This window comes from Oceanithermus desulfurans (genome assembly GCF_014201675.1).
Lineage (GTDB): Bacteria > Deinococcota > Deinococci > Deinococcales > Marinithermaceae > Oceanithermus > Oceanithermus desulfurans.
The window spans coordinates 30396-56061 of record NZ_JACHEZ010000004.1 but is presented as its reverse complement, the minus strand read 5'-3'; the positions used below and the strand labels follow the sequence as shown (position 1 = coordinate 56061).

Below are 25666 nucleotides of genomic sequence, written 5' to 3'. Positions count from 1 at the left end.
CCTAATGCTCCATGCCCTTCGCCGCCGGGACCCCGGCGTCGTAGGCGTGCCTGACCTTCTTCATCTCCGTCACGGTATCGGCGAAGGCGACCAGCGCCCGGGGGGCGTCGCGGCCGGTGAGCACCACGTGCACGTGGCGGGGCCGCGCGCGCAGCGCGTCGAGGACCTCCGCGACCGGAACCCAGCCAAAGTTGAGGGGGTAGGTCACCTCGTCGAGGACGACCAGGTCCCAGTCCCCCGAGGCGATGGCCGCGGCCGCCTGCCGCCAGCCCGCCCGCGCCAGCTCCGCGGACTTCTCCAGGTCGCGCGAGCGCCAGCTGAAGCCGTCGCCGAGCCCCTCGATGGGCACGCCCAGCTTTTCGAGCGCCCGGTGCTCGCCAAAGGCCGCCCGCTCGTGCTTCATGAACTGGAAGATGCGCGGCCGGAAGCCGCGGCCCAGCGAGCGCAGCACCAGACCCAGGGCCGCGGTCGTCTTGCCCTTGCCGTCGCCGGTGTAGACGAGCACCAGCCCGCGGCGCTCGCCCTCAGGTCGTTCCCTCTTCATCGTCCGTCCCCTCCACCCAGACGTAGTAGGGCGTCTCCACCCACGCCGGCGGGCCTTCCGGGTAGATGGCCACGCCCCCCACGCGCACGGTGCGCCCTTCGATCTCGAAGTCCAGGGTGTCGTCCGTCGTGGTGTAGACGACCGTTTCGCCCGGCGGCAGGCCGTGGCGCAGCAGCAGCGGCCCGAAGCGGTTCGTGCCCGCACGGGTGCAGGCGCGCACCTCCTCCGAGCGGACGACGGCCACGTAGCGCGCCAGCCGCGGGCCGCTCTCGGTCACCAGCCGCCGCACCTCCTCCAGGTCCACGACGAGCAGCCGGCCGGTGGCCCTCAGGCTTCCCTTCACCGCTCCGCCTCCGCCCAGCGGGGGAGCACCGCGACCCGGCCCTCGCCGCGCAGGACGCGAACGTCCCCCGCGTAGACCCGGCGGAAGGCCGCCCCCGTGACCACCTGCTCCGGGGTCCCGGCGTCGGCCACCCTTCCCCCTTCGAGGAGCACCGCCCGGCCCGCCGCCAGCGCGTGGTTGGGGTCGTGAAAGACGCTCGCGACCCCGATGCCCTCGGCCGCGAGCCGCCCCAGCAGCCTGAGCAGGGCCGCCTGGTGGTGCAGGTCCAGGTGGTTGGTGGGCTCGTCGAGGAGCAGGTAGCGGGGCCGCTGCGCCAACGCCCGGGCGAGCAGGACCCGCTGGCGCTCCCCTCCGGACAGCGCGGCCATGGGCCGGTCCGCGAGCGCAACCGTCTCGGTGACCTGCATGGCCCAGGCCACCGCGGCCTCGTCGTCCGGACCCTCGCGGCTCCACAAGCCCAGGTGGGGCAGGCGGCCCAGGCGCACCACCTCGCCGGCGGTCAGGCCCGGCGGGTAGGGGCCGTTCTGGGGAAGGTAGGCGATCCGGCGGCCGCGCGCGGCCGCGCTCCAGGCCTGCAGCGGGCGCCCGTCCAGCCGCACCTCGCCCGCGCTGGGGCGCAGCAGGCCCAGCAGCAGGGCGAGGAGCGTCGTCTTGCCCGACCCGTTGGGCCCCAGCACCGCGAGCCAGGTTCCCGGCTCGAGCCGCAGCTCCACCCCCGCCAGCACCCGCGGACCCTGCGGGTAGCCGAAGTGCAGCTCCCGCGCCTCAAGCACGCTGCCTCCGGAGCAGGTAGAGGAAGAAGGGGCCGCCCAGCAGCGTCGTCACCACGCCCACCGGCAGCTCGGCCGGCCGCACCAGCATCCGCGCCAGCACGTCGGCCAGCACCAGCAGCACCGCCCCGCCGAGCGCGCTCGCGGGCACGAGCGCCCGGTAGTCCTCGCCCGCGAAGCGGCGCATCGTGTGGGGCACGATCAACCCCACGAAGCCGACGATGCCCACCTGGGCCACCGCGGCCGCGGTGGCCAGCGTCGCCCCCAGGATCAGCCCCAGCTTGATCCAGGCGAGCGGCAGCCCCAGGGTGTGGGCCACCGCGTCGCCCAGCTGCAGCGCGTTGAGCGCACGCCCGAAGAAGAAGAGGGGCAGGAGCGCGACCACCAGGTAGGCCGCGAGCCGCTGCACGTCGGGCCAGCCGCTGAAGGCCAGGTTGCCCAGCGTGTAGCTGAAGACGGCGCGCACCCGGTCGGCGTCGAGCATCATCAGGTAGGTGGTGAGGCCGATCAGCACGCTGCCGACGACCACCCCCGCCAGGATCAGGTTGTAGCGCCGCGCCACCCCGCCGGCGAGGACGACGGCCAGCGCCACCGCGCCCACCGCGCCTGCAAAGGCGAAGAGAGGCACGCTCGCGGGCCAGCGCTCGGCGACGCTGTGGGCGTAGGCGCTCGAGAGCGAGCCGGTAAGGGTGAGGGCCACCGTGGCCCCGAAGGCCGCCCCCGAAGCCGCCCCCATCAGGTAGGGGTCGGCCAGGGGGTTGCGGAACAACCCCTGGTAGACGGCCCCGGAAACGCCGAGCGCCGCCCCCACCAGCGCCGCCATGAGCACCCGCGGCAGCCGGATCTGCCAGACGATGGGGTCGACCGCCCGGCCCGCCAGGCCGTCGGCGAGCGCGGCCAGCACCCGGTCCGGTCCCAGCGGCACCGCCCCCACCGTCACCCCCAGCACCACGACCAGGGCGAGGGTGCCGAGCAGGAGCAACCAGCCGAGCGCGCGCACGATCCGCCTACTCGCCCAGCAGACCGGGGTGGAAGCAGTCGATGAGCACCCGGAGCCCCTCGGCGACCCGGGGACCGGGACGGTGCACCACGTCGGTCTGCTCCTTGGTCAGCTCGCAGACGCGACCGCTGCGGACCGCCTGAAGGGCCGCCCAGCCCGGGCGCTCGGCGATCTTGGTCGCGGTCACGCCGTAGGGGGCGTCGCCCAGCACGATCACCGCGGGATCCTTCTCCACCACCAGCTCGGGGCTGATCTTGGGGAAGAGGCCCAGCTCGGCGGGGATCACGTTGACCCCGCGGGCCTTCTTGATGAGCGTGCCGATGAAGGAACCGGGGCCCACGGTGTAGGGGGTGGCGTCGATCTCGTAGTAGACCGTGGGGCGGTCCCCCGCCTTGGCCGCCTGCGACTCCAGCGCGTAAACCTCGCGGTTGATGCGGGCGACGAGCGCCTCGGCCTCGGCCTCGCGGTTCACCAGCTCGCCCAGGTTGCGGGCGGTGCGGAAGATGTCCTCGAAGGTCTGAGTGTTGACCGCGTAGGTGGTGAGGCCCAGCTTGTCGAGCGCCTCGGTGAGCTTGCCGTACTTGCTGGTGATCACCAGGTCGGGCTCGAAGCTGGCGATGAGCTCGACGTTGGGGTTGTACAGCCCCCCGGCCTTGGGCTTGTCCGCCACCTCGGCGGGCCAGTTGGAGTAGTCGTCGGTGGCCACGATCCGGTCGCAGGCTCCCACGGCGCAGAGCGTCTCGGTGGCCGAGGGCAGCATCACCACGATGCGCTGGGGCTCGGCGGGAATCGTGACCGTGCGCCCCAGGTCGTCGGTGACGACGAGCGGGTAGGACGTGGCCAGGGCCAGGCTGAAGAGGAGGGCCAACAGGAAGACGAACTTCTTCATACAACCACCTCCGTACCTCGGCCCCTTGCTCGGGAGGTGGGGGAAAGAAAACACCCTGCGCGCGGCAGGGTTCAGGGTCATGTGCATGACGCCCCCTAACCGCCCCCTTCCGCGAGAGGTGCCCCGTGGGGTGCGGGGCTTCCCTGGCAGGTGTTCGGGCTCGTGCTCGCTAGGAGCCATGACCGTTGCGGGACAGCGCCGGACTCTCACCGGACTTCCCCACTTTAAGCCTGGGCTACGCGCGCCAGGCACCAGGGACCTCGAGGCCGAGTTGTGGCCCCTTGCGGGGCTACCTTCAAGTTACCACGAAGAAGGGTCCCGAGCTCGGGACCCTTCTTCGCACGTTCGCGGGTTATTGGCCGCCGGCCAGATTGGGCTTCACGCAGATGGCCCAAACGGTGAGGGTCCAGTCCTCGGAGGGGCCGCCCACCATACGTCCGGCCTGCGCCATCCAGCCCACGTTCGATACGGGGTAGCTGGCTTGCAGGGTGATCGTCGGATCGTAGACGCCGCTCACCGTCTGCACGCTGGCGCCGCCGCCCACGACCTGGAACCCATCGGGGCAGGTGACCGAAGCGGTCTTGGGCTGATTGCAGGCGCAGGCGGGCGCGCCGGTATCGCTCGTGGCGCTGACGATGCGGAACTCGTTGATGCCCGGAGGGCCCATGGGGCCGCGCGGGCCCTGAGGACCGACGGGGCCGGTAGGCCCGGTGGGACCCTGCGGCCCCTGGGGACCGGCGGGGCCTTTGGGGCCGGTGGGGCCCGGAGGTCCTTGCGGACCGGTGGGGCCGGCGGGGCCCTGCGGACCGGCGGGGCCGGTGTCGCCCTTGGGCCCCTTGGGACCGGCGGGACCGCGCGCTCCCGTGGGCCCCTGAGGACCGGCAGGACCCATAGGGCCGATCGGTCCCTGGGGGCCGGCGGGACCGAAGCAGTCGAGGGCGTTGACCTTGCCGTCGCCGTTGAGGTCTTCGGTATCCAGGTCGGCGACGCCGTTACCGTTGCTGTCCCAGCAGTTCACGCCGGCCGGACCCTGAGGCCCGGTAGGGCCGGTGGGTCCTTGCGGGCCCTGGGGTCCGGTCGCGCCCTGGGGTCCTTGAGGACCGCGCGGACCCTGAGGCCCGGTGGGACCCTGCGGGCCGCGCGGGCCCTGAGGGCCGATGGGGCCCATGGGGCCCTGGGGTCCGGCGGGGCCGATGCAGTCGAGGGCGTTGACCTTGCCGTCGCCGTTGAGGTCTTCGCTTTCCACATCGCCTTTGCCGTTGCCGTTGGTGTCCCAACAGCTAATGCCGGCGGGACCCATGGGGCCTTGGGGGCCGACGGGGCCCTGGGGACCGGCGGGACCTTTGGGTCCTTGCGGACCCGTAGGTCCCTGGGGGCCGGCGGGACCCATGGGGCCCTGCGGACCCTGAGGACCGCGCGGACCTTGCGGACCGATGGGACCTTGGGGTCCGCGCGGACCCTGGGGGCCGGCGGGGCCGGTGTCGCCCTTGGGACCCTTGGGCCCGGCGGGGCCCTGGGGACCGGCGGCTCCCTGGGGACCCTGGGGGCCGGCGGGACCGGCGGGGCCCTTGGGACCGGCAGGGCCGGCGGGGCCCGCAGGACCTGGAGGACCCTTGGGCCCTTGAGGACCGGTAGGTCCGGCCGGACCCGCGGGACCGCGCGGTCCCGGCGGGCCGATGGGACCCTGGGGACCCGGAGGACCTGCAGGTCCGGGAGGCCCCTGGACAACGAGCACCTTCTGGGCCGGCGCTTTGGCCTCGATGGGCGTGGCGAAGACGGCCATGTTCTGGGTGCCGCTCTTGACCTGGTCCTTGAACTTCACGCCGTAGGGGATGAAGATCGTCAGCTGCTGCTGGGTCTGGTTGACCACGGTCAGGGTGCCGCGGCCGTGGTACTCGGGCTTCGAAATGTTCTTGAAGTCGCGGATCTCCGCGCGCACGAGGCCGTTCTTTACGGCTTCGGACAGCTCGAGCTCACCCTTTGGAAAAGCGTGCTCCGCATTGGATTTCGCATACCCGACCAGCTCATGGGTGATCGGCAGCTTGCCGGCGTCGTACTCGAGCCCGTCGGTGAAGTACCAAACCGCCCGCTGCACCTGGTAGGGGTGGCTCTTGTTGTACCCTTTGGCGGCCGCGTAGCGCTCGATGGCGCGCAGCGACGCGGGCGCGGGCGAAACGGGGGCCAGGCGCGCGCTGGGGAAGGGCTTGCCGTAGTTCATGCAAAAGCCTTCCACCGGCACCTCGACCGACGCCGAAGGCGGTACGGTGATCCGCACCCCCGACTCGGCCGCCCAACTTTGCGGCAATGCGAAGGACGAGGCCAGGGCCAACAGCAGAAACCAAACGCGCCTGCGTAAAACCCGGCCTACCTTGGTACGAACCTTCATATCTAAATCTCCTTTCATATCTCTCCGTGGGTTAATGCATTGACAGTTACACGATGCCAGGGTAATTACTGCAATAATCATCCACCCACATCCTTATTTAGCCACATACGGTAGCTTTATGCGTAAAAATCTTATAAAACCATGCCGTCGGGCTAAAAGTTTCTTGGGATAGGAGCGTGATCTGCGCCATCGGCGGTGGTCCGACGTCAGCCCGGCGCTCGGCGGCCTACCTGGCGCTGCTTGGCTCCCTGGGTTTCGTCCTCGCGACCGCAATTCTGCGCGCGGCGCGCTGACGCCCGCCGCGCGTCGCGGCCGGTAGGGGGCCTCTTCTTGGCGCCCCGTAGCCCCAACGCCCTCGCGTGTAACATGATTGAGACGTGAACTCCTTATCGCTGACGCTCTGGGCGGCCGTCGTGCTGCTCGCGCTGTGGCTCGCCTGGACTTACAACCGGCTCGTCTCCGCGCGCAACGCGGTGAAGGAGGGCTGGTCGGGGATCGACGTGCAGCTCAAGCGCCGGCACGACCTGGTGCCCTTGCTCGTCGACGCGGTGGGGGCCTACGCCCGGCACGAGCGGGGGCTGCTCGAGCGGGTGGCACGGCTGCGCAGCCGCAGCGTACCCGACCTGGAGGAAGAGGCCGAGCTGAGTCGCGGGCTGGAGCAGCTGCTGGCGGTGGCCGAGGCCTACCCCGACCTGAAGGCGAGCGCCAACTTCCTGAGCCTGCAGCGGCAGCTCGTCGAGGTAGAGGAAGCGTTGCAGCTGGCGCGGCGCTACTACAACGGGGCGGTGCGGGTCTACAACACCCTGCTCGAGTCGTTTCCCACCCTCCTCGTCGCCCGCCGCTTCGGCTTCACCCCGGCGCGCTACTTCGAACTGCCGCTGGCCACCGAGGCCCGGCCGCCGGAGGTGAAGTGGTAGCGCGGCTCCTGCCCCTGCTGCTGGCGGCGCTCTTCGGCCTCGCACAGGCCCGCGAGGCGGTCCTCGACTTCCAATCCGAGCTCGTGCTCCTGCCCGGCGGCCACCTCGAGGTGACCGAAGACCTGACGGTGCGGATCGAGCACGACCGCATCCGCCACGGCCTCTACCGCGACCTGCTCAAGCGGCCGGTGGCGGCCTGGGGGGCGTCGTCCCAGGCCGCCGTGCGCTACACCATCGAAGGCGCGTGGCTCGACGACGAACCGGTCCCCTGGCGGGTCCAGACTTCGGCCCAGGGCCTGCGCGTCTACCTGGGCTCGCCCGCGGCCCTCGCCCCCACCGGGGTGCACCGTTACACCCTGCGCTACCGCGCCGAATACGCCAGCCTCGCCCGCTCCGGCCGCGGCGAGCTCGAGTGGAACGTGACCGGCAACGACTGGAGCTTCCCGATCCAGCGCACGAGCGTCCGCCTCGTCCTGCCCGCGGGCCTCGATCCCGACGCTGTGGAGGCGCGGGTCTACTACGGGCCGCTGGGTTCGCAGAGTCGGGCCCCCCTGCGCGCCGAAGAAGGGGCCCTCGTCTACCGCCACGCGCAGACGCTGCCGCCGGGCTCGGGGCTGACCCTCTACGCCGCCTGGCCGCTGGCGGCCCTGCCCGTCGCGCGGCCGCCCCTCGATCCGCTGGTGGCGGGACTGGGCCTCGTCCTGGCCGCAATCGTACTCTTCGACGCAGCGGCCTGGTTCCGTTCCGGGCGCGACCCCGGCGGCGCGCCGGTGATCCCCCGGTTCCGGCCGCCCGAGGGGGCGAGCGCGGCGCTGGCCGCCTACCTGACCGACCGCAACGTAACCCCCCGAAGCTTCGCCGCGGCCTTGGCCGAGCTGGCCGCGCGGGGCTTCGTCGAGGTCTCGGACGGTTCCGAGCCCCGCGTCGCCCGCACCTCCAAGCCGACCGACGAACGCCTGCCGCCCGAGCTGCGCGCCCTACTGGAAGCGCTGGTGCCCCGGCGGCGGCCGCAGATCACGCTGGACCGCGCGAACGCCGAGACACTGCGGCGGGCGCGGTCCAAGCTAGGGCGCAGCCTGGCCCGGCGAACGGCCCCCTACCTGCGCCCCAACCCCGCGGCGGCGCTCGCGGGCGCGGCCGTGGCCATGCTGGCGATCGCAGCGCTGGCGGGCTACCTCGCCGGCGACTTCGGCGTCGCGGTCTTCGCCGGGGTGGCCGTGCTCTTCTACCTGATCTTCGCTGCGGCGGCGCTGCACGCGGCGGCGCTGGCCTGGGAACGTTACCGGCTGGTGCCGGGGCTGAACCCGCTGGGCGAGTTGCTGCGTATCGCCGGAAACCTCTTCTTCGTCTTCGGCGCGCCGCTGCTGGGCGGCTTCTTCCTGGGCCTCTACGCGGGAATGGCCACCGGGCTGCTGGCCGCGGGGCTGGCGCTCGTCGGGGCCCTCGGCCTCTACCTGATCCCGGCGTTCACCCCCGAGGGTGCCGCCCTTTGGCGGCACCTGCTGGGGCTGGCGCGCTACCTGGGAACCACCGACGCGGCCGAGCTGCGCCGCATCGAAGCTCCCGAGGACGCCCCCGAGACCCTGCGCGAGCTCTACCCCTACGCCATCGCCCTGGGTCTGGAGAGCGTCTTCGCCCGGAGGCTCGAGCGCTACCTGAGCGCCCACCCCGAGGCGGCCCCCCGCGTCCTGGTCTGGGGCACCGGCCAGGACGCCCACCCCCACGCCGACTTCGCGGGCTACAGCACCGGCGTTTCCCGGGCGCTGCAAACGGCCTACGCACGCCTGCACAGCGCCTCGAGCGGCGGATCCGGCGGCGGCTTCTCCGGGGGCGGCGTCGGCGGCGGTGGCGGCGGTGGGTGGTAAAATCATTACAAGATGAGACCTACCGCGTCCCTCCCGGCCGCGATCGCCGCGCTGGCGGCGGCGCTCTTCATCCCCACGGGGGTGCAGGCAGCCCGCCCGGCTCCTGCGCCGGCGGGCCCCGGCCTGATCGTGGGCCTGCTGGCCGGAGCTCTGCTGCTCACCCTCGTCCTCATTGCGGCCCGCGTCCGACAGACGGGCCGAACCGCCGGGGTGGTGATACCCCGCTTCGAGCCGCCCGCTGGTGTGAGCGCGGCGCTGGCCGCCTACCTGACCGACCGCAGCGTGACCTCCCGGGTCTTCACCGCGGCGGTGGCCGAGCTGGCGGCGCTCGGGTTCGTGAGCGTGGTGGGCGGGCCCAAACCGCGCATCGACCGCGCACCGCGGCCGCCCGAGGAGCGCCCGCCGCTCGAGCTGCGCGCCCTGCTGGAAGCGCTGCTGCCGCGGCGCCGCCCTCAGATCGAGCTGGGGCGCGAGCACGCCGCGGTCCTGCTGCTGGCCCGCTCCGAGCTGGAGCGCAACCTGGCCCGGCGGGCGGCCCCCTACCTGCGCTCCAAGCCCGCCGCAGCAATGGTGGGCACGGCCCTGGCGCCGCTGGCGATCGCCGCGGCCGCAGGGCTGGCCTACGCCCGCCTCGACGCCGCCCTGTTGGTCGGGGTCTTCAGCTACGCCTACGTTTTTCTCGCCGCCTCGGCGCTGCGCGCTGCGGCGCTGGCCTGGGAACGCTACCGGCTGGTGCCGGGGCAAAACCCCCTGCGCGAGCTGCTGCGGGCGGCCGGGAACCTGGTCTTGGTCTTCGGCGTGCCGCTGCTGGGCGGGCTCTACCTGAGCCTCGCGGCGGGCGCCGCCGCCGGCGCCCTGGCGGCGGTCCTGGCGCTGGTGACCGTATGGGCCGGCGAGCGGACGTCCGCCTTCACCCCCAAAGGGGCCGAGGCCTGGCGCCACCTCCTGGGTCTGGCCCGCTACCTGGGCACGACCGACGAGCGGGAGCTCCGCCGGCTCGGCGCCCCGGAAGACGCCCCCGAGACCCTGCGCCGGCTCTACCCCTACGCCATCGCCCTGGGCGTGGAAAGCGCCTTCGCCAAGCGCCTGGACCGTTACCTCGACCGCTTCCCCGAAAACGCCCGGACGGCGCTCCTCTGGGACACCGGCCCCGAAAGCTACCCGCGCATACCGGGGCGGCACACCTACAGCCTCGGCGTCTCCCGCTCGCTGCAAAACGCCTACGAGCAGGCGGGAGCCTACACCCCCAGGATCCAACCCGACGACCGTCGCTAGGAGGAACACACCGTGCCCAGGACGATTCCCGCCCTCACCCTCGCACTGGCGCTGAGCTTCTTCGCCGGATGCACCTCCGGACAGGCGCCGGGCGGCGGGAGCTGGACGACCCTCGCGCCCGCGCCGCTGCCGCTTACGCAGAACCTGCTCAACCCCGGCCGGGGTTTCTTCACCACCGGCATCGACCTGCTCCACCCCGACGAAGACGCGTACGCCGCGGTGCGCGCGCAGGGCTACACCCTGGCCTACCCCTACGAGACCTGGCTGCCGGCGGACCGCGAGCTGACGGAGGCCGAGCTCGCGGCCCTGCAACGTGGCTTCGACCTGGTGCGGCGGCACGGCTTCAAGCTAATCCTGCGTTTCCGCTACAGCGAAGCGGGCGACGCCGAGTGGAGCCGGATCACCCGCCACCTCGAGCAGCTGCTGCCCCTCATCCAGGCCAACGCCGACGTGATCGCGGTGCTGCAGGCGGGCTTTTTGGGCCGCTGGGGCGAGTGGCACTGCTGGCAGGCCAGCGGCCCCTGCCACGACGGCGCGGCCGAAAAGAAGTACGTCCTGGACGCCCTCTTGGGCGCTCTAGCGGACGCGGGCTACGACGATCTGCCGGTGGCCGTCCGCTACCCCGCGGACAAGGCGCGCTACCTGGGGGACGTGAGCTTCACGGGCGACGACGACGTGCCGCCCCCGCCCGAACCCGTAGGGGGCTTCGCGGAGAGCGCGGGGCTGCGGGGACGCATCGCCCACCTGAACGACTGCTTCCTTTCGAGCGCCAACGACGTGGGCACCTACCCCGACGTGCCCCCCGAACGCGTCGCCCAGTGGCGCGCCTTCACCTACGCCGAGAACGCCTACCTGGTCTTCGGCGGCGAGACCTGCGAGGCCGAAGACCGCGACGACCCCGCCCGCGCCCGAGGCGCGCGGGCGCTGGCCGAGCTGGAGCGCGCCCACCTGGACTACCTGAACGCGGACTACCACCCGGGCATGCTGGACCGCTGGCGCCAGGACGGGATTTACGGCGAGATCGCCGCGCGCATGGGCTACCGGCTGGTGGTGGAGGAAGCCGCCTGGACCAAGGCGCCCGCGGGCAAGGCCTGGGCCTTCCGGCTCAATCTGCGCAACGACGGCTTTTCACGGCTCAAGCGGCGCTACAACGTGGTGCTCGTGCTGCGACGAGGTGACCGGACCGTGGAGCGGCCGCTCGGCTTCGACCTGCGCACACTCGCGGCGGGTGCTACGGAAACCTTCGTCCAAGAGGGGATCGCTGGCCTCGAAGCCGGGCGCTGGCGCTTTGGCGTAGCCGTACGTGACCCCGCGCCGCGGCTGGCGACGCGCCCCGAGTACGCGATTCGTCTCGCCAACGACCTCGACTACGACGGCGTCAACTGGCTCGGCACCCTCGAGGTCGCCGCACCGTAGCGGCCGCGCGAGCCCCATCGCGCGCGAGTCCCGGACCGCTCCGCCCGCGCAGCGGCGGGGCTCCTGGCCCCTTCTTGACACCCTGCAGGCGTCCCGATACCATGAATGTTGCGCGCTACGCGCCGGGATGGCGGAATTGGTAGACGCGCTAGCTTGAGGGGCTAGTGGCCGCTTAGGCCGTAGGGGTTCAAGTCCCCTTCCCGGCACCAACCCTCCCCTGCTTCGGCAGGTTCGCGCCCCGCCTCCGGGCGGGGTCTTGCTTTATTCAGGGTTTCTGCATACGCGTGCTAGACTGGAGAATACGCAGGCGCACGATGGAAACCGCGACGATCACCCCCACCGTCCTCTGGCAGCAGCTCGAGCCCAAGCTCGGCTACCTGCCGGAGGAGGCGCGCGTGCGCGTGCGCGAGGCCCTGGACTTCGCCTACCAGGCCCACGTGGGCCAGTACCGCCGCTCGGGGGAGCCCTACATCACCCACCCGGTCGCGGTCACCGAGATCCTCGCCGAGCTGCAAATGGACCCCGACTCGCTGATCGCCGGGCTGCTGCACGACACCGTCGAGGACGTGGAGTCGGTGAGCTTCGAAACGATTCGCAAGCGCTTCGGCGAGGACGTGGCGCGCATCGTCGAGGGCGAGACCAAGGTCTCGAAGCTCTCCAAGATGGCGACGAGCGTCGAGGACCAGCAGGCCGAGAACCTGCGGCAGATGTTCATCGCCATGACCCGCGACCTGCGCATCATCATCGTCAAGCTCGCCGACCGCACCCACAACATGCGCACCCTCGAGTACATGCCGCCCGAGAAGCAGCGGCGGATCAGCAAGGAGACGCTCGAGATCTTCGCTCCCATGGCCCACCGCCTGGGCATCGGGCAGATCAAGCTGGAGCTCGAGGATCTGGCCTTCCGCTACCTGCACCCCGAGGAGTACACCGCGCTGGTGGAACGGCTGGCCCACCACAGCCAGGCCCACCGCGAGGTGGTCGAGAACGCCAAGAGCGCCCTGGAGCACGCCCTCGAAAGCGATTACGTGTTGGGCCTCTCGGTGGACGGCTTCTCGGTCTCGGGCCGGACCAAGCACCTCTTCTCGATCTGGAAGAAGATGCAGCGGGAGGAGAAGACGCTCGAGCAGATCTACGACCTGCTGGCCCTGCGCGTCATCCTCGACCCCAAACCGGTACCCAGCCCCGAGGAGACCGCGTCCCGCGAAAAACAGGTCTGTTACCACGTCCTGGGGCTGGTGCACGCCCTCTGGCCGCCCATCCCCGGCCGCGTCAAGGACTACATCGCCCAGCCCAAGCCCAACGGCTACCAGTCGCTGCACACCACCGTAATCACCCCGGGCGGCCTGCCGCTCGAGGTGCAGATCCGCACCCGCGAGATGCACCGCGTCGCCGAGTACGGCGTCGCCGCCCACTGGCTTTACAAGGAGGGCCTCACCGACCCCGACCAGCTCAAGCGGCGGGTGAGGTGGATCGAGCTGCTGCAGGAGTGGCAACGCGACTTCACCACCAGCCGCGACTTCGTCGAGGCCGTGCAGCACGACCTGCTCTCGGGCCGCGTCTTCGTCTTCACCCCCAAGGGGCGGGTCATCGACCTGCCCAAGGGCTCCACCCCGGTGGACTTCGCCTACCACATCCACACCGAGGTGGGCCACCGCATGATCGGCGCCAAGGTGGGCGGCAAGATCGTGCCGCTCAGCTACGAGCTCAAGAACGGCGACATCGTCGAGATCCTCACCTCCAAGAGCTCGCCGGGACCCAGCAAGGACTGGCTCAACTTCGCCCACTCGCGCTCGGCCCGCCAGAAGATCCGCCACTTTTTCCGCGCCGCCGAGCGCGACGAGCTGCTCGCCAAGGGCCAGCGCACCCTGGAGAAGTACTTCAAGCGGCGGGGGCTGCGCCTCCCCAGCGAGGCGGAGCTGGAGCGCGCCGCCGAGAAGCTGAACCTGCCGAAGAGCCCCGAGGACGTCTACCTGGCGCTGGCCCAGAGCCGGGTCACGCCCCACCAGATCGCCCGCATCCTCGTTCCCAACGAGCTGCGCGAGAAGCCCAAGCCGGCGCCCAAGACCCCGCCGCGCCCCAGCGGCATCCTGCTCGAAGGCCATCTCCAGGCCCCCATCAAGCTGGCCAGCTGCTGCAAGCCGGTGCGCGGCGACGTCATCCTCGGCTACGTGACCCGCGGCCGCGGCGTCACCGTGCACCGCGCCGACTGCCCCAACATGCAGCGGCTGCTGCGCAGCGAACCCGAGCGCTGCATCGCCGCCAGCTGGGACACCGGCAAGACCGGCCACTTCGTCGTCGAGATCCACCTCGAGGCCTCCGACCGCCCCGGCCTGCTGCGCGACGTGATGGACGTCTTCGCCGGCCTGGGTAAGAGCGTGCTGGGGGCCGACACCCAGGTGAGCGGCCACGTCGCGCGTATGCGCATCCGCCTCGAGGTCAGGAACGAGGAAGAACTCATGCGCTACAAGCAGGCCCTGCGCGAGATCCCCGACGTGCGCGTCGTCCGCCGCGGCTGATGGACCCGAAGCTCGCACTCTTCTACGCCGCCGGGCCCGCACTCGGCGCGGTGCTGGGCGGGCTAGCCGTGGCCCTGGGCTGGCTGCGGCCGCGTGCGGGGCTGGCCGCCATGTTCGTGGGCGCGCTCGCCTGGTGGGCCGGCGGGCTGGGCACCGCCGCCGCGCTCCTGCTCTTCGTGGCCCTCGGGAGCCTGGCCGCCCGGGGCAACCCGCGCTCGCGCGACCGCCGCGGCCGCGGGCCCGCGCAGGTGCTCGCCAACGGCCTGCCGGCAGGGCTGGGCGGAGTTCTTCTGGGTCCCCTCTTCTTCTACGGGGCGGTGGCGGCGGCGCTGGCCGACACCCTGGCCAGCGAGTTGGGGGGGCGCGCCCCCTGGGCCTGGCGCCCCGGCCGCGGCCGGGTGCCGAGCGGCACCAACGCCGCGGTGAGCCTTCCGGGCACGCTGGCGCTGCTGCTGGGCGCGGCGCTGGTGGCGCTCCCCTTCGGCGGAGAGCACCGCGGCGCGGTCTTCGCCGCCGGCGTCTTCGGCGCGGTGCTCGACACCCTGACCGGTCCGCTGGAAGAACGCCTGGGCTGGTGGACGAACGACGTCAACAACGCCGTGGCCACCGCAGCCGCGGGGCTGCTCGCACTCGTTCTGACGCTGTAAAGTTGTCCCATGCACTACTTTGAAGAACTGGTTCGCTTCTTGCTGGAACGCGATGGTTTCTGGGCGCGTACCAGTCACCGGGTCAACTTGACAAAGGAAGAAAAGCGTATGATCGGCCGGCCTTCATCCCCAAGGCCGGAAATTGACGTTCTTGCATACCACCCCCGCGAAAACGTCTTGCTGGTTATCGAAGTCAAGTCTTACCTGGACTCTCCAGGCGTCGCGCTTAAACACATCGACGCAGAGTTTGTCAGAGGTGAAGGTTACAGGCTGTTCAAGGACGAGAAGTACCGTCGCATCTTGTTTCGGCGACTCAAATCGGACCTCGTCGACGAGGGGGCAATCAATGGAACCGTATCGCTGGTTCCAGGCATGGTCGTAGGGAAAATAAAAGGCGACGAGGAACCTCTCGAACGGTTCTTTGCCCAAAGGGGCTGGTTTTTCTGGGGGCCAAGCCGATTGGTGGAAAAACTAGCCCGAACCGCCGACATGGGATACACCGATAATCCCTTTGTCTACGCCGCAAAGCTCTTAATCCGGAACGGCTTTCGGCCTAACCGATAGGCGACACCCACACCTGCCGCGTTCGCGGACCGTCGAACTCGGCGAGGAAGACCTGCTGCCAGGTGCCCAGCGCCAGCCGGCCTCCGCTCACCGGCAGCAGCTGCCCGTGGCCCACCAGCGCGGTCTTGAGATGGGCGTCGGAGTTGCCCTCGGCGTGGCGGTCGGCGGGGTGACGATGCGGGACCAGTTCGGCCAGGCGCGCCAGCAGGTCGTGGGCCACGTCGGGGTCGGCCCCCTCCTGAACGACGATCCCCGCGGTGGTGTGGGGCGAGTAGACGAGCACCGCGCCCTCGTCGAGGCCCAGCGTGCGCACGGCCGCCTCGACCTGGGCGGTGATCTTCACCATCTGGTTGCGGGAGCGGGTACGCACCTCGAAGCGTTCCATACCTGCACTCTAGCGCGGGCGGATGCCCCGGCGGGCCTGCCGTAGAATGGGCTGCATGAACCTGGTCGTCATCGGACTCGTTCTCGTCCTGCTCAGCGCTTCGATGGCGCTGTTTTCGCGGCGCTGGTCGTCGCCCGCGGTGTTGGGGGTGGTCTCCGGCCTGGCGATCGCCGCCTTCGGCCTCTGGCCCGGCGGATCCGAAGAACCGGCAGGCACGGTGCTCGCCTCCGACCGCGCCCCCGCCGTCGAAGCCACGGAAACGGCGACGGAAACGGGCGTTTCCGAAACGAGAGCGGACGGAGATCCGGCGCCCGCCGAAGCGGACGCGCCCGAGGTGGCCCCGCCCATCCCCGAACACCTGATCCCGGGGCGGGCCGCGGCCTGGGTGGACGAGCTCGCGAAGCTGGTGCAAAAGCCCAACCACTTCCCCCTGGCCCAGTCGGGCGCCGCCCCTGAAGGCGCGCCCAACGAGGGCGACCGCATCTACGAGTACGTGAACCTCGGCCTGGGCGGGCGCACCTTCCAGACCGTCTTCCTCTCGGCTGACCCCGAAGACCCGGGGACCTGGATGGTCCACCTCGAGCCCGGGGCTCAGGGTCCGCCGATCCAGCCCGAGGAGCTGGGCGGGGTCCGCATCCTGGGCGAGGGCGGCAACTTCCTCGTCTTCAAGATCGAAGACGGCCCCCTGGCCGGAAACTTCCTGGTCTGGGCCACCGGCGGCCACCGCGGCGGCGGCGAGGCCGTGCGCGTCTACAGCCCCGGCTTCCTCGAGCGCGAGCAGGGCCTGGCGCAGCAGATCGCCCGGGCGGCCGGCGAGTAGCTACGGCCGCCGGCCCAGGACCGCCCAGGAGCGGCCCGCGATCCGGGTGAGGAAGAGGGTGAGGGTCGGGCCGCCGGGAACGAGGGCGGCCCTCAGCTTTTTCTCGAGCACCGCGGGCTCGACGGGACTGCGGCGACGCTTCACCTCCACCCCGCCGGCGCCGTGGGCGGCCAGCCAGGCCGCCGCCGTCTTCTGCCGGAAGGGACCGTGCTCGAGCACCCGCCAGCCGCGCACCAGCGGCGTGCTGCGGGGTTCGTCCGCGCTCAGGTAGGCCACCTGCGCATCCAGCTGCCAGGCGTCCAGCTCGGCCGCCAGCCGCCGCACCAGACCGGCGCGGATCACCGCGGGGTCGGGCTCGTAGAGGTAGTTTCCGACGGGGCCGGTCCGCTCGGGGCCCTCGGGGCCAAGGAGCCGGACGCCCGCGGGCAGGGCCACCGCCCAGGGCTCGGGCGCCGCCAGCTCACCGAAACCGGCCAGCGCCTCCTTCAGCTCGCCCGCGAGCGAGACGAAGCCGAGACCCGCCCCGGGCGGAAGTTCGCTCTTGTCGAGCGCCGGGGCCAGCTTGACGGCCAGGGCCGGCAGCCTTCGGGCGAGGCGCTCCAGGTCCCGAATCGGCGGCTCCATCGCTTCGAGCCGGACCGTACGGCGGCCCCCGCTGCGGCGCGCGGGGTCGGCGAAGGCCGCGTCCACGTCCAGCGCCAGCGCCCGCCAGTCGCCCGTCACCACCTCGATGCGGTCCGCAAGCCCCAGCGCCGCGGCGTTGTGCTCGAGGATGGCGGCCCGCACCGGGTCGCGCTCGACGGCCCGCACCCGCTTGCCTGCCGCCGCGAGGGCCAGCGCGTCGCCGCCGATCCCGGCGCCCAGGTCGGCCACCCGCTCGTAGGGGCCGAAGACCTGCTCCGCCCGCCAGCGAGCCACCGGCCCGGCGCTCGCCTGCTCGAGCGCCTCGGCCTCGAAGAGCAGGGCCCCGGCTTCGGGAAACTTGCCGCGCGCCCGAAGGCGTAACCGCGCCTGGTCGTAAAGCCAGGCGGCCTCGTCCTCGCCCCAGCGCTTGCGCAGGGCGGCGACGGTGGCCAGGGGGTCGAGCGGCTCCCCGGCCAGCGCCGCCAGCTCGGCCTGGGCGGCGGGGCCGGAGAGGAAGCGCACGGCCTCGGGAGTGAGCCTTCGCACCCCCTCAGTATGCCCGGCGCGCGCAGGTCAGCCCAGCTCGAGCTCGATCTCCACCGCCGGGGCGGAGAAGCCGGCCGCCTTGTGGCTGCCGTCGCAGAAGGGCTTGTTCCGCGAGTGGCCGCAGCGGCAGAGCGCCACCTGCGCCTTTTCCAGCACCTCGCCGTTCACGCGCGCCTTGCCGCCGGTAGGCACCAGGTACGGTCCGTCCTGCGTTGCGGTGATCTTCATGTTTCTCCCTCCACCCCCAGGCTAGCGCCGTTCCCGCTTTGGCACCGTCGCCCACACTACCTTCCGGTAAGGTGGGGGCGTGGAGCCCGCTTACACCGCGCTGCACCTTCTGCTCACCTTCCTGCTGGGGCTGGCGCTCGCCGGGGCGCTGGCCGCCCGGCGCGGGGCGACGTGGGCGCGGCGCGAACGGTCCCTGGTGCGCGAGCTCGAACGCGCGCGCGCCGAACTGGAGGCCGAGCGCGCCAAGAACGCCTGGATCGAAGGGGCCAAAGGCGAGCTCGCCGACGCCTTCGTGGCCCTCTCCCACCGCAACCTGGAACAGAGCGCCCGCAGCCTGGCCGAGCGCAGCGCCGAGCTCTTGGGGCGGCTGGAAGACCAGCTGGGCGGCCGGCTGAGCACCCACAAGGCCGAGCTCGCCGGGCTCGTAGGTCCGCTGCGCGAGCATCTGGCGCGGCTGGAGGCGCAGGTGCGGGCGCTGGAGGAGAAGCGCGAGGGCGCCTACGGCCGCCTCGCCGAGCAGCTGCGCAGCCTCGCCGAGCAACAGCGGACGCTGGAGCAGGCGACGACGACGCTGGGCCAGGCGCTCCGGAGCTCGAGCGCGCGCGGGCAGTGGGGCGAGCTGCAGCTGCGACGCGTCGTCGAGCTTGCGGGCATGGCGGCCCACGTGGACTTCGACGTCCAGGTGCACACCCCGGCGGGGCGGCCCGACCTGGTCGTGCGGCTGCCCGGAGGGGCGGTGCTGCCCGTGGACGCCAAGGCCCCCCTGACCGCCTACCTGGCCGCGCTCGAGACCGCCAGCGACGGCGAACGCGCCGCCAGGCTGAACGAACACGCCCGGGCGCTGCGGGCGCGCATCAAGGAACTGGCCGCCAAGGCCTACTGGAAGGCCTTCGACCCCGCCCCCGACCTGGTCGTCGTCTTCGTGCCCAGCGAAGCCGCGCTCGCCGCGGCCTTCGAAGCCGACGGCCGCCTGCTCGACGACGCCCTCGCCCAGAAGGTGCTGCCCGCGGGGCCGGTCACCCTGGTAGCGCTGCTCAAGGCGGTGGCCTACGGCTGGCAGCAGCAAGCCCTCAGCGAAAACGCCCGCCGCATCGCCGCCTCGGGGCGGGTGCTGATCGAGCGCCTGGACACCCTCACCGGAGCGCTCGCCGACGTGGGCCGGGGCCTCGAAAAGAGCGTGACCGCCTACAACCGCGCCGTGGGCAGCTTCCAAAGCCGCCTGGCCCCGGCGCTCCGCCGCTTCCGCTCCGACCTGGGCGAGGACGAGGGACCCGAGCCCGAGCCGCTGGACCGCGCCCTCAGGCCGCCGCCCGACCAAGAAGAACCGGGGGACTGAGCCCCCCGGTCCCCGCCGCCCGCCACTCAGCGCCGCAGCAGCGCGGCGAGCAAGAGGCCGTAGGCGGCGTGGGCCAGGGCAAAGATCCAGCCCGGCAGGTTCTGGGCGAGCAGCGGAGCGGCGGCGCCCTGAACCAGCGCGGCCGCCGCCCAGACCCCCAGCCCGTAGACGATCCCCGCAGCGGGGGTGCTGGCGGAGGGCCGCACGGTGCGGGCGTACAGGCCCCCCAGCAACGCGCCGGTCGCCATGTGCAGCATCAGGCCGAGCAGCACCGGGAACACGCCGTCCAGGGCGGCTTCCCCCAGCAGCGCGCTGGCGATCAGGCGCAGGGGCTCGAAGAACCCCATACCGACAGCAAGGCCGAGCATCATCGTAAGCGCCCCCATGGGAACGGCGGCGACGAGGCCCGCGATCAGGCCGCGTACGGTTCGGTGGGTTTGGGTCGTGGCGTTGGTCATGTCCTTCCTCCTCCCCTCCACCCTGCGCCCGCCGCCGCGGCGGCGACGTCGTCCAGCCGACAGGGCGGCCTGCGTGCTAGGCTGGGGCCGATGATCGCGCGCTACCAGACCCCGGAGATGGCGGCCCTGTGGTCGCCCGAACACCGCTTCCGCGTCTGGGCCGAGGTCGAGCGCTTGGCCCTGGAGGCCTGGGAAGACCTGGGGGCCGTTCCCGCGGGCGTGGCCGAGCGCCTGGCCCGGGCCCTGCCCGCCGGCGACTTCGAACCCGAGTTCAGCGAGCGGGTGGCGGCGATCGAGGCCGAGACCCACCACGACGTGGTCGCCTTCGTGCGCGCCCTGGCGGAGCGCAGCGGCGACGCCGCAGTGCGGCGCTACCTCCACTACGGCCTCACCAGCTCCGACGTGGTGGACACCGCCCAGAACCGGCTGCTCGCCGAAGCCCTGGACCTGATCCTGGCCGAGCTGGAAGAGCTTCTCGCGGCGCTCGTCGACCTCGCCGTGCGCTACAAGCACACCCCCGCCGTGGGCCGCACCCACGGGGTGCACGCCGAGCCCACCGCCTTCGGCCTGCGCTTCCTCAGCTTCTACGCCGCGGCGCTGCGCGACCGCGAACGCCTCCGCCGCGCCCGGGAAGCCATCGCCACCGCGGTGGTGAGCGGCTCGGTGGGCAACTACGCCCACACCCCGCCCGAGGTGGAGGCCCACGTGGCCGGGCGTCTGGGCCTCGTCCCCGAGCCGGTGAGCACCCAGGTGGCCCCGCGCGACCGCCACGCCGAGGTGCTGGCCGCGCTCGCGGTCTACGGGGCGAACCTCGAGCGCGTCGCCGTGGAGCTGCGCCACCTGCAGCGCACCGAGGTGCTCGAGACCACCGAGCCCTTCCGCGAGGGGCAGACGGGCTCCAGCTCGATGCCCCACAAGAAGAACCCGGTCGCCCTCGAGAACGTCTCCGGCCTCGCCCGCCTGCTCAAGTCGAACCTGCAGGCCGGGCTCGAGAACGTGGCCCTGTGGCACGAGCGCGACATCAGCCACTCCTCGGTGGAGCGGGTGATCCTACCCGACAGCACCACCCTGGCCCACTACCTCACCCGCCGCCTCACCCGGGTGCTGCGGGGGCTGGCGGTTCACGAAGACCGCATCCGAAAGAACCTCGAGCTCACCCGCGGCCTCGTCTACAGCCAGCGGGTGCTGAACCTGCTCATCGAAAAGGGCCTGGAGCGCGACCGCGCCTACCGTCTGGTGCAACGTAACGCCATGAGGTGCTGGGAGGAGGGGCGCGAACTGGCCGAGCTGCTGGCCGCCGACCCGGAGAACCCGCTCACCCCAGGGGAGCTGGCCGCGGCCTTCGACCCCGCCCACTACCTGCGGTACGTGGACACCATCTACGCCCGCTTCGGGTTGTAAAATAGTCCAAAGTCGCCTTCGGTAAACCGCTGTGCCGGACGTCCCCGCGTACCGGCCGGACGGTGTTTACCCCCAAGGGCGCCCGCCCCGAGGCGCGGCGGGGCGGCCCCGCCCCGGCAAGCCGCGCAGGGCTCAAGCGAGGTGAAGCATGAAGGCGATGACCTTTGACTTCTGGGGAACCTTGATGGTCGAGGGGCCGAACTACGCCGCTCAGGTGCTGCCCGAGCGCTACGAGATCCTGCTCGCCGCCAGCGACGAGGCCGGCGTGCCCGCGGGCGAGGCCGAGGTGCGCGACGCCTGGAGCCAGGCCACCCGTAAGTTTAACGACGCTTGGCGGGCCGGGGTCTTCATGTCGCTCGAGGAGCGGGTGGCCTACGCCTTCAAGCTGCTGGGCCTGCGTTACGACCCCGAACGGGTTCGCCGCACCGCCCGGGCGCTGGCCGAGACCGGGCGCGACGCCGATCTGGTCGTCCGCCCAGGAGTGCACGAGGCCCTGCCCGAGCTGGCGCGCCACTACAAGCTGGCCATCGTCTCCGACACCGGGGTCTCGGGCGGGGCGATGCTGCGTCACTACCTCGACCGCGAGGGGCTGCTCCCCTACTTCTCCGCCTTCTCCTTCTCCGACGAGACCCGGGTCTTCAAGCCCGACCCGCGCGCCTTCCTGACCGCCCTCGAAGCCCTGGGGGTGGAGCCGGGGCAGGCGCTGCACACCGGCGACCACCCCCGCACCGACATCGCCGGCGCCCGTCGCACCGGCTACCGCCACACGGTCCTCTTCGAGGGCGACCACGCCGATGAGCCCGGGCCCGAGCCCACGGCCCGCATCCGCGACCACCGCGAACTGCTGGAGCTGGTCAAGGCGCTCGAGCCCGCCTGAGGCCGGCGCCTGCACCACCGTGGCCGAAAGGCCACGGCTAAGGCGCAAAGCGCCGGCCATCGGGGTGGGGGCCGCCAACGCGAAAAACGCCACCGCTGCGTCGTCCCGGCGCGGGGCCCAGGGTGGAAACGCGGCCGTAACGGTGCCTCCTCTAGACTCGCGCTGGAGGTGCATCGTGAGGAAAAGCAACCTGGTCGCCCTCGTGGCGATCGCCCTGCTACTGGCCGCCTGCGGAGGACCCAAAACCACCACCACCCAGATCTGGGGAACCGTAACCGACGCCAGCGGCCTTCCGGCCCCGGGGATCCGGGTGCTGCTTCCCGGAAAATCCATCGTGACCACCGACGTCAACGGTCGGTTCTCCTTCGATGGGGTCACCGTCCCCTACACCCTCATCGTGGAGCGGGAGAGCCACAAGTTCGTCGTCTACCAGGGAATCCAGCGCACCGATCCACAGGTCTTCACCGAAAATACTTCCGGTATCTACTCGACCGGCCTGCAGGGAACCGTGGCCAACACCACGGCGGGAAACACCCTCGGGCTGCAACTGGCCTCGGCGCACGCGATAGGTAGCGAAAGCATGGAATCCTCCGCAATCGGAACCGAGACCAGCTACAGCTTCCCGGCCTTCCTGCTCCAACCGGTGACCCGCGGCACCCTCCACGCCCTCGAGTGGAGCCAGGACGCCAGCCATAACGCTCAGGACTTCAGCGGCTACGGCGTCTACGGCGACGTCGACCTGGCCGCAGGAGGGTCTATTTCGAACGTGGACCTCGATCTCGCACCCGTCCCCGGCACCCACGACCTCGACGTCACCGTCGAGGTCCCCTCCGGGCTCGACCGCGCCTATCAGCTCGCGGGCGCGCGCTTCGCGGGCGCTCTGGAGTACGCCAGACCGCTTGTTACGTACCGGGACGGGTCCCCCTCCAGCGATGGGTACACCGTCCGCAGCCCCGACCTGGACGCGGCGCAGATGGTGCTCGCCGCTGCGGCGAGCCGAGGGGCAAACGTCTTTAGCGTGCGCTGGCAAAGCGTGCCCAGCTCGACGACGGCTCACACCCTGACGCTGCGCTACCCGGTGGAACTGCTCGATCCTCCCGATGGGGCCGGCGTGGCCGCGGACGCCACCTTCCGCTGGAATGCTCCAAGCGGCGCCCTCTCGCTCGTCTATTTTTCCGGCGACCTCGACGTTCGGGTGTACACCGCGGGCAGGGAAACCACGCTGGTGGACCTCAGCCCCTTCGGTGTGAGCTACGGCTCGAACCCCTACTCATGGAGTGTGGTTACCTTCCGCCTGGACAGGATCGTATAGGGGGAGGTCGACGCGTTGGCCTCTCCCGGTAGGGTTTCACCCGCGGTCTTGCTGTTATATGCCTACTTCGGCTCCCCGGTTAGCGAAAGCGGGTTCTTGATCGGCAGCGAGGAACGCGCCGTGAACCTGCCGTAGGCAGCAGAGCTCCGACCGGGAACGCGCCGCTTTCGAGCGGCGCGTCAAACGATGCGCCCTTCTTCGTCCAGCTCCGGATAGGGAAGGCCCTGGCGCCTCAGCACCGCCGCCTCGCGCGGGTAGGCCCACTCGAAGAGGGTGCGCCGGTAGGTGAGGGGGTCGAGGCGGGGCCGGTCGTAGAGGCCTGAAGCCAGGCGCTGGCGCTGCGCCTCGAAGAGGATCACCGCCGCAGCCACCGAGACGTTGAGGCTCTGAACCATGCCCATCATCGGGATGACGACGTCGGCGTCGGCCAGTTCGGCGGCGCGCGGGCTAACCCCCCACTTCTCCGCTCCCAGGAGCACCGCCGACGGAAGGGTGTAGTCGACCTCACGGTAGTCCAGGGCGCGTTCCGAGAGGTTGGCGGCGTAGACGGTAAAGCCGCGCTCCTTCAGGTGGGCGACGGCCTCGTCGACGTTCGGGTGTACCCGCAGGTAGACCCATTTCTCGCTGCCTCCGGAGGTGTCGTGGAAGGTGGGTACCCCGCCGGTGGGGTTAACCGCGTGCGCCTCGTAGACGCCCACCGCGTCGGCGGTGCGCAGGATGGCCGAGAGGTTGTGGGGTTTGTGAACGTTTTCCATCAGCACCGTCAGGTCGGGCTGGCGCTTGTCCAGCACGTCCCTGAGGCGGCGGTAGCGCTCGGGCGTCACGGGGGCATTCTAGCAGTTGGGAGGCGGCCGAATAGACTCCTGACGCCTTCCTATGTTGCATTGATTTCCTTGTGACGGCTTTGTGACGGTCATTTACTATGCTTAAGTGACTTTGGTAAGAACGGAGAGAATTATGAACAAAATCACCGTAGTGCGTTTGATCCGTTTGAGCCTCTTTGGGGTTGTAGCGCTGGCCTTTCTTTTCGCCATCAGCGCCTGCGGCGGACAGGCTCCGCTCAAGGTCAGCCCCGAAACGCTCTCCGTCACCGCCGGCGACGGCCCCACCACCTTCACCGCCGGCGGGGCCAGGGGTACCGTCAGCTGGAGCCTCAACCCCGAACTGGGCACCATCTCGACCACCAGCGGCGCCAGCACCCAGTACACGCCGCCAATCGGCGTCCAAAGCACCCAGACGGTCACGCTGACGGCCAGCGCCGGCGGCCAGAGCGCCAGCGCCACGATAACCGTCAACCCCCACATAGCCAACGTCAGCGGCGTGATCCGGGAGCCCTGGGGAGCGCCCCAGGCGGGCCTCCGGGTGCTCATCCCCGGCCACGGCCTGGTCACCAGCAACGCAAACGGCACCTTTGCCGTTAGCAACGTCATCTTTCCTTATCAGGTGATAGTCGAAACAGGCAGCCATGCATACGTTGCTTACGCGGGCCTGAACCGTGCAGACCCAACACTTATTACCAACCACGGTGCTTTTTCGTCCTCCTACTCGGCCGGGATCAGCGGCACCGTCAGCGGTTCCGGCGCTTCCGGGCGCGCGGTTGGCATAGACTACGAGTCGCCGGGCGCAATGGCAACCACGAACATCGACAGCGACGGTAGCGGCAATACCAACTTCGACGTCACCGCAAGCCTGGCCTCAGACAGTGCTCACGGCGCCCTGCACGCGCTGGAGTGGACCAAAGACGCAGACGGCAACGCCAAAGTTTTTACCGCGGTCGGGAAGAGCGACGCCTTCACGGTCGCCGACGGCGGCGATTTTGCGGGTAAAGATTTTTCTCTGAACCCCTTCACCTCGCCGAACGGCCACGAACTGAGCTTGACCGTCACCCCCTATAGCGGAACTGCTATTTACGGAGTTACCGCCGGAGTCCGCTTTAGCGAAGACAGCGCCGGTGAAATACTGACCGCCACCTTTTCCAACCCCATGACCGGCGCCTTCACCCTTACCAGCCCGGACATTGACGAAGCCCTGCTATCGGTTTCCGTGCTCCTCAAAAACGGTAGCGGCGCTCTGGCGGGCGGCGCTTGGTTCACCGTCCCCACCAGTAGCCAGGCCCTGGCTATGACCGTCCCCGAGCCGCCCACGCTCAGTGAGCCCGCCAACGGCGCCAGCGGTATCGGCCCTGGCAGCCGATTTGCCTGGAGCAGCAACCTCAATCCGGCCCCCGGCTACTTTCTGACGATCAAACAATCACCTTTTGAATTCTCAGTGATCACCACGGCGCAAAGCTACGAACTTCCCGACCTGAGTGCTTTCGGCGAAAGCTACAGCGGAAGTTACGACTGGGGGGTAACTTCTTTCAGGGCCGCTCCCGGCGCCGTGCAGATGGACGACCTGGTAACGAGCAGCGATTCCTTCAGCTACATGATAAAGCTTGTGACGGGAACGATCTTTGGCGTTCCCATAAGCCACTCCGGTTTCCTGGCGGTCGGTCCGACCCGCTCCTTCACCTGCCCCTAGACCCTGTACGCGCATCGAAAAGCC

24 protein-coding genes, 1 tRNA gene and 1 riboswitch are annotated in these 25666 nt (G+C 70.8%); of the genes, 14 read left to right on the top strand and 11 right to left on the bottom strand.

Features of this window, described 5'->3' with window-relative positions; genetic code table 11:
- Nucleotide 1: 1 nt before the first annotated feature.
- The 6 genes from cobO to HNQ05_RS12330 all read right to left on the bottom strand — a co-directional run bounded on the left by cobO (nt 2) and on the right by HNQ05_RS12330 (nt 5764).
- Nucleotides 2-544 carry a cob(I)yrinic acid a,c-diamide adenosyltransferase gene (cobO, locus tag HNQ05_RS05930; RefSeq protein WP_147146907.1) on the bottom strand — a complete coding sequence of 181 codons (543 nt, stop codon included), beginning with the start codon at nt 542-544 and terminating at the stop codon, nt 2-4.
- Nucleotides 525-887: a hypothetical protein gene (locus HNQ05_RS05925; protein WP_147146905.1), complete on the bottom strand. Its 363-nt coding sequence runs from the start codon at nt 885-887 to the stop codon at nt 525-527. Before HNQ05_RS05925 ends, cobO begins: the two co-directional genes overlap by 20 nt.
- Nucleotides 884-1660, bottom strand: a complete 777-nt coding sequence (locus tag HNQ05_RS05920) for an ABC transporter ATP-binding protein (RefSeq protein WP_147146903.1) — start codon at nt 1658-1660, stop codon at nt 884-886. The genes HNQ05_RS05925 and HNQ05_RS05920 overlap by 4 nt, the downstream gene beginning before the upstream one ends.
- A complete protein-coding gene (locus tag HNQ05_RS05915; protein WP_147146901.1) occupies nt 1653-2657 on the bottom strand; it encodes a FecCD family ABC transporter permease in 1005 nt (334 codons plus the stop codon). Before HNQ05_RS05915 ends, HNQ05_RS05920 begins: the two co-directional genes overlap by 8 nt.
- 7 nt (nt 2658-2664) lie before the next feature.
- Nucleotides 2665-3546, bottom strand: coding sequence for an ABC transporter substrate-binding protein (locus HNQ05_RS05910; RefSeq protein ID WP_147146899.1), 882 nt, complete (start codon nt 3544-3546; stop codon nt 2665-2667).
- 128 nt (nt 3547-3674) lie between these two features.
- Nucleotides 3675-3817: riboswitch (cobalamin riboswitch) on the bottom strand.
- An 81-nt stretch (nt 3818-3898) separates the two neighbouring features.
- Nucleotides 3899-5764 (bottom strand): collagen-like domain-containing protein, encoded by a 1866-nt coding sequence (locus HNQ05_RS12330; RefSeq protein WP_221266821.1) that lies wholly within the window; start codon nt 5762-5764, stop codon nt 3899-3901.
- A gap of 545 nt (nt 5765-6309) precedes the next feature.
- Between HNQ05_RS12330 and HNQ05_RS05900 the strand changes: the two genes are divergently transcribed.
- The 8 genes from HNQ05_RS05900 (at nt 6310) to HNQ05_RS05865 (ending at nt 15135) form a co-directional block, all read left to right on the top strand.
- Nucleotides 6310-6849: a LemA family protein gene (locus tag HNQ05_RS05900; RefSeq protein WP_221266820.1), complete on the top strand. Its 540-nt coding sequence runs from the start codon at nt 6310-6312 to the stop codon at nt 6847-6849.
- Nucleotides 6843-8714: a DUF2207 domain-containing protein gene (locus HNQ05_RS05895; protein WP_147146897.1), complete on the top strand. Its 1872-nt coding sequence runs from the start codon at nt 6843-6845 to the stop codon at nt 8712-8714. Before HNQ05_RS05900 ends, HNQ05_RS05895 begins: the two co-directional genes overlap by 7 nt.
- A 12-nt stretch (nt 8715-8726) precedes the next feature.
- Nucleotides 8727-9989 carry a DUF2207 family protein gene (locus tag HNQ05_RS05890; protein WP_147146895.1) on the top strand — a complete coding sequence of 421 codons (1263 nt, stop codon included), beginning with the start codon at nt 8727-8729 and terminating at the stop codon, nt 9987-9989.
- Between the two features lie 12 nt (nt 9990-10001).
- Nucleotides 10002-11405: a DUF4832 domain-containing protein gene (locus HNQ05_RS05885; RefSeq protein ID WP_147146893.1), complete on the top strand. Its 1404-nt coding sequence runs from the start codon at nt 10002-10004 to the stop codon at nt 11403-11405.
- A 121-nt stretch (nt 11406-11526) separates the two neighbouring features.
- Nucleotides 11527-11614, top strand: a tRNA-Leu gene (locus tag HNQ05_RS05880).
- Nucleotides 11615-11719: 105 nt separating this feature from the next.
- On the top strand, nt 11720-13924 hold the full coding sequence (locus HNQ05_RS05875; RefSeq protein ID WP_147146891.1) for a RelA/SpoT family protein: 2205 nt from the start codon (nt 11720-11722) through the stop codon (nt 13922-13924).
- Nucleotides 13924-14571, top strand: coding sequence for a DUF92 domain-containing protein (locus HNQ05_RS05870; protein WP_147146889.1), 648 nt, complete (start codon nt 13924-13926; stop codon nt 14569-14571). The genes HNQ05_RS05875 and HNQ05_RS05870 overlap by 1 nt, the downstream gene beginning before the upstream one ends.
- A 9-nt stretch (nt 14572-14580) precedes the next feature.
- Nucleotides 14581-15135 carry a hypothetical protein gene (locus HNQ05_RS05865; RefSeq protein ID WP_147146887.1) on the top strand — a complete coding sequence of 185 codons (555 nt, stop codon included), beginning with the start codon at nt 14581-14583 and terminating at the stop codon, nt 15133-15135.
- On the opposite strand, the gene HNQ05_RS05860 is transcribed toward HNQ05_RS05865, so the two are convergent.
- Nucleotides 15125-15520, bottom strand: a complete 396-nt coding sequence (locus HNQ05_RS05860; protein ID WP_147146885.1) for a secondary thiamine-phosphate synthase enzyme YjbQ — start codon at nt 15518-15520, stop codon at nt 15125-15127. The genes HNQ05_RS05865 and HNQ05_RS05860 overlap by 11 nt on opposite strands.
- A 55-nt stretch (nt 15521-15575) precedes the next feature.
- Between HNQ05_RS05860 and HNQ05_RS05855 the strand changes: the two genes are divergently transcribed.
- Nucleotides 15576-16340: a hypothetical protein gene (locus tag HNQ05_RS05855; protein ID WP_147146883.1), complete on the top strand. Its 765-nt coding sequence runs from the start codon at nt 15576-15578 to the stop codon at nt 16338-16340.
- On the opposite strand, the gene HNQ05_RS05850 is transcribed toward HNQ05_RS05855, so the two are convergent.
- Together HNQ05_RS05850 and HNQ05_RS05845 are read right to left on the bottom strand one after the other, a co-directional pair.
- Nucleotides 16341-17510: a class I SAM-dependent methyltransferase gene (locus tag HNQ05_RS05850; RefSeq protein ID WP_147146881.1), complete on the bottom strand. Its 1170-nt coding sequence runs from the start codon at nt 17508-17510 to the stop codon at nt 16341-16343.
- Nucleotides 17511-17537: 27 nt separating this feature from the next.
- Entirely contained in the window at nt 17538-17738 is a 201-nt protein-coding gene (locus HNQ05_RS05845) for a CDGSH iron-sulfur domain-containing protein (RefSeq protein WP_147146879.1), read from the bottom strand.
- Nucleotides 17739-17817: 79 nt separating this feature from the next.
- Here HNQ05_RS05845 and HNQ05_RS05840 point away from each other — a divergent pair, with 79 nt between their 5' ends.
- Complete coding sequence (locus HNQ05_RS05840) at nt 17818-19074, top strand: DNA recombination protein RmuC (protein ID WP_147146877.1); 1257 nt, start codon at nt 17818-17820, stop codon at nt 19072-19074.
- Between the two features lie 26 nt (nt 19075-19100).
- On the opposite strand, the gene HNQ05_RS05835 is transcribed toward HNQ05_RS05840, so the two are convergent.
- On the bottom strand, nt 19101-19532 hold the full coding sequence (locus HNQ05_RS05835) for a hypothetical protein (RefSeq protein ID WP_147146875.1): 432 nt from the start codon (nt 19530-19532) through the stop codon (nt 19101-19103).
- Between the two features lie 90 nt (nt 19533-19622).
- On the opposite strand from HNQ05_RS05835, the gene purB reads away from it, so the two are divergent.
- From purB to HNQ05_RS05820, 3 genes are all read left to right on the top strand, one after another.
- On the top strand, nt 19623-20933 hold the full coding sequence (purB, locus tag HNQ05_RS05830; protein ID WP_147146873.1) for an adenylosuccinate lyase: 1311 nt from the start codon (nt 19623-19625) through the stop codon (nt 20931-20933).
- Nucleotides 20934-21081: 148 nt separating this feature from the next.
- Nucleotides 21082-21810: an HAD family hydrolase gene (locus HNQ05_RS05825; RefSeq protein WP_147146871.1), complete on the top strand. Its 729-nt coding sequence runs from the start codon at nt 21082-21084 to the stop codon at nt 21808-21810.
- 175 nt (nt 21811-21985) lie between these two features.
- Nucleotides 21986-23122: a carboxypeptidase-like regulatory domain-containing protein gene (locus tag HNQ05_RS05820; RefSeq protein ID WP_147146869.1), complete on the top strand. Its 1137-nt coding sequence runs from the start codon at nt 21986-21988 to the stop codon at nt 23120-23122.
- Nucleotides 23123-23301: 179 nt separating this feature from the next.
- Here HNQ05_RS05820 and trmH read toward each other — a convergent pair whose 3' ends face one another.
- Nucleotides 23302-23946: a tRNA (guanosine(18)-2'-O)-methyltransferase TrmH gene (trmH, locus tag HNQ05_RS05815; protein WP_147146867.1), complete on the bottom strand. Its 645-nt coding sequence runs from the start codon at nt 23944-23946 to the stop codon at nt 23302-23304.
- Between the two features lie 133 nt (nt 23947-24079).
- Here trmH and HNQ05_RS05810 point away from each other — a divergent pair, with 133 nt between their 5' ends.
- Nucleotides 24080-25642 carry a hypothetical protein gene (locus HNQ05_RS05810; protein ID WP_147146865.1) on the top strand — a complete coding sequence of 521 codons (1563 nt, stop codon included), beginning with the start codon at nt 24080-24082 and terminating at the stop codon, nt 25640-25642.
- The last annotated feature ends 24 nt before the right edge of the window (nt 25643-25666 follow it).

What these genes read in the sequence shown, in the direction of transcription:
- cobO (WP_147146907.1), bottom strand. Translation starts at nt 544, where the DNA reads ATGAAGAGGGAACGACCTGAGGGCGAGCGCCGCGGGCTGGTGCTCGTC.
- HNQ05_RS05910 (WP_147146899.1), bottom strand. Translation starts at nt 3,546, where the DNA reads ATGAAGAAGTTCGTCTTCCTGTTGGCCCTCCTCTTCAGCCTGGCCCTG.
- HNQ05_RS12330 (WP_221266821.1), bottom strand. Translation starts at nt 5,764, where the DNA reads ATGAACTACGGCAAGCCCTTCCCCAGCGCGCGCCTGGCCCCCGTTTCG.
- HNQ05_RS05890 (WP_147146895.1), top strand. Translation starts at nt 8,727, where the DNA reads ATGAGACCTACCGCGTCCCTCCCGGCCGCGATCGCCGCGCTGGCGGCG.
- HNQ05_RS05875 (WP_147146891.1), top strand. Translation starts at nt 11,720, where the DNA reads ATGGAAACCGCGACGATCACCCCCACCGTCCTCTGGCAGCAGCTCGAG.
- HNQ05_RS05870 (WP_147146889.1), top strand. Translation starts at nt 13,924, where the DNA reads ATGGACCCGAAGCTCGCACTCTTCTACGCCGCCGGGCCCGCACTCGGC.
- HNQ05_RS05865 (WP_147146887.1), top strand. Translation starts at nt 14,581, where the DNA reads ATGCACTACTTTGAAGAACTGGTTCGCTTCTTGCTGGAACGCGATGGT.
- HNQ05_RS05860 (WP_147146885.1), bottom strand. Translation starts at nt 15,520, where the DNA reads ATGGAACGCTTCGAGGTGCGTACCCGCTCCCGCAACCAGATGGTGAAG.
- HNQ05_RS05855 (WP_147146883.1), top strand. Translation starts at nt 15,576, where the DNA reads ATGAACCTGGTCGTCATCGGACTCGTTCTCGTCCTGCTCAGCGCTTCG.
- HNQ05_RS05845 (WP_147146879.1), bottom strand. Translation starts at nt 17,738, where the DNA reads ATGAAGATCACCGCAACGCAGGACGGACCGTACCTGGTGCCTACCGGC.
- HNQ05_RS05835 (WP_147146875.1), bottom strand. Translation starts at nt 19,532, where the DNA reads ATGACCAACGCCACGACCCAAACCCACCGAACCGTACGCGGCCTGATC.
- purB (WP_147146873.1), top strand. Translation starts at nt 19,623, where the DNA reads ATGATCGCGCGCTACCAGACCCCGGAGATGGCGGCCCTGTGGTCGCCC.
- HNQ05_RS05825 (WP_147146871.1), top strand. Translation starts at nt 21,082, where the DNA reads ATGAAGGCGATGACCTTTGACTTCTGGGGAACCTTGATGGTCGAGGGG.
- HNQ05_RS05810 (WP_147146865.1), top strand. Translation starts at nt 24,080, where the DNA reads ATGAACAAAATCACCGTAGTGCGTTTGATCCGTTTGAGCCTCTTTGGG.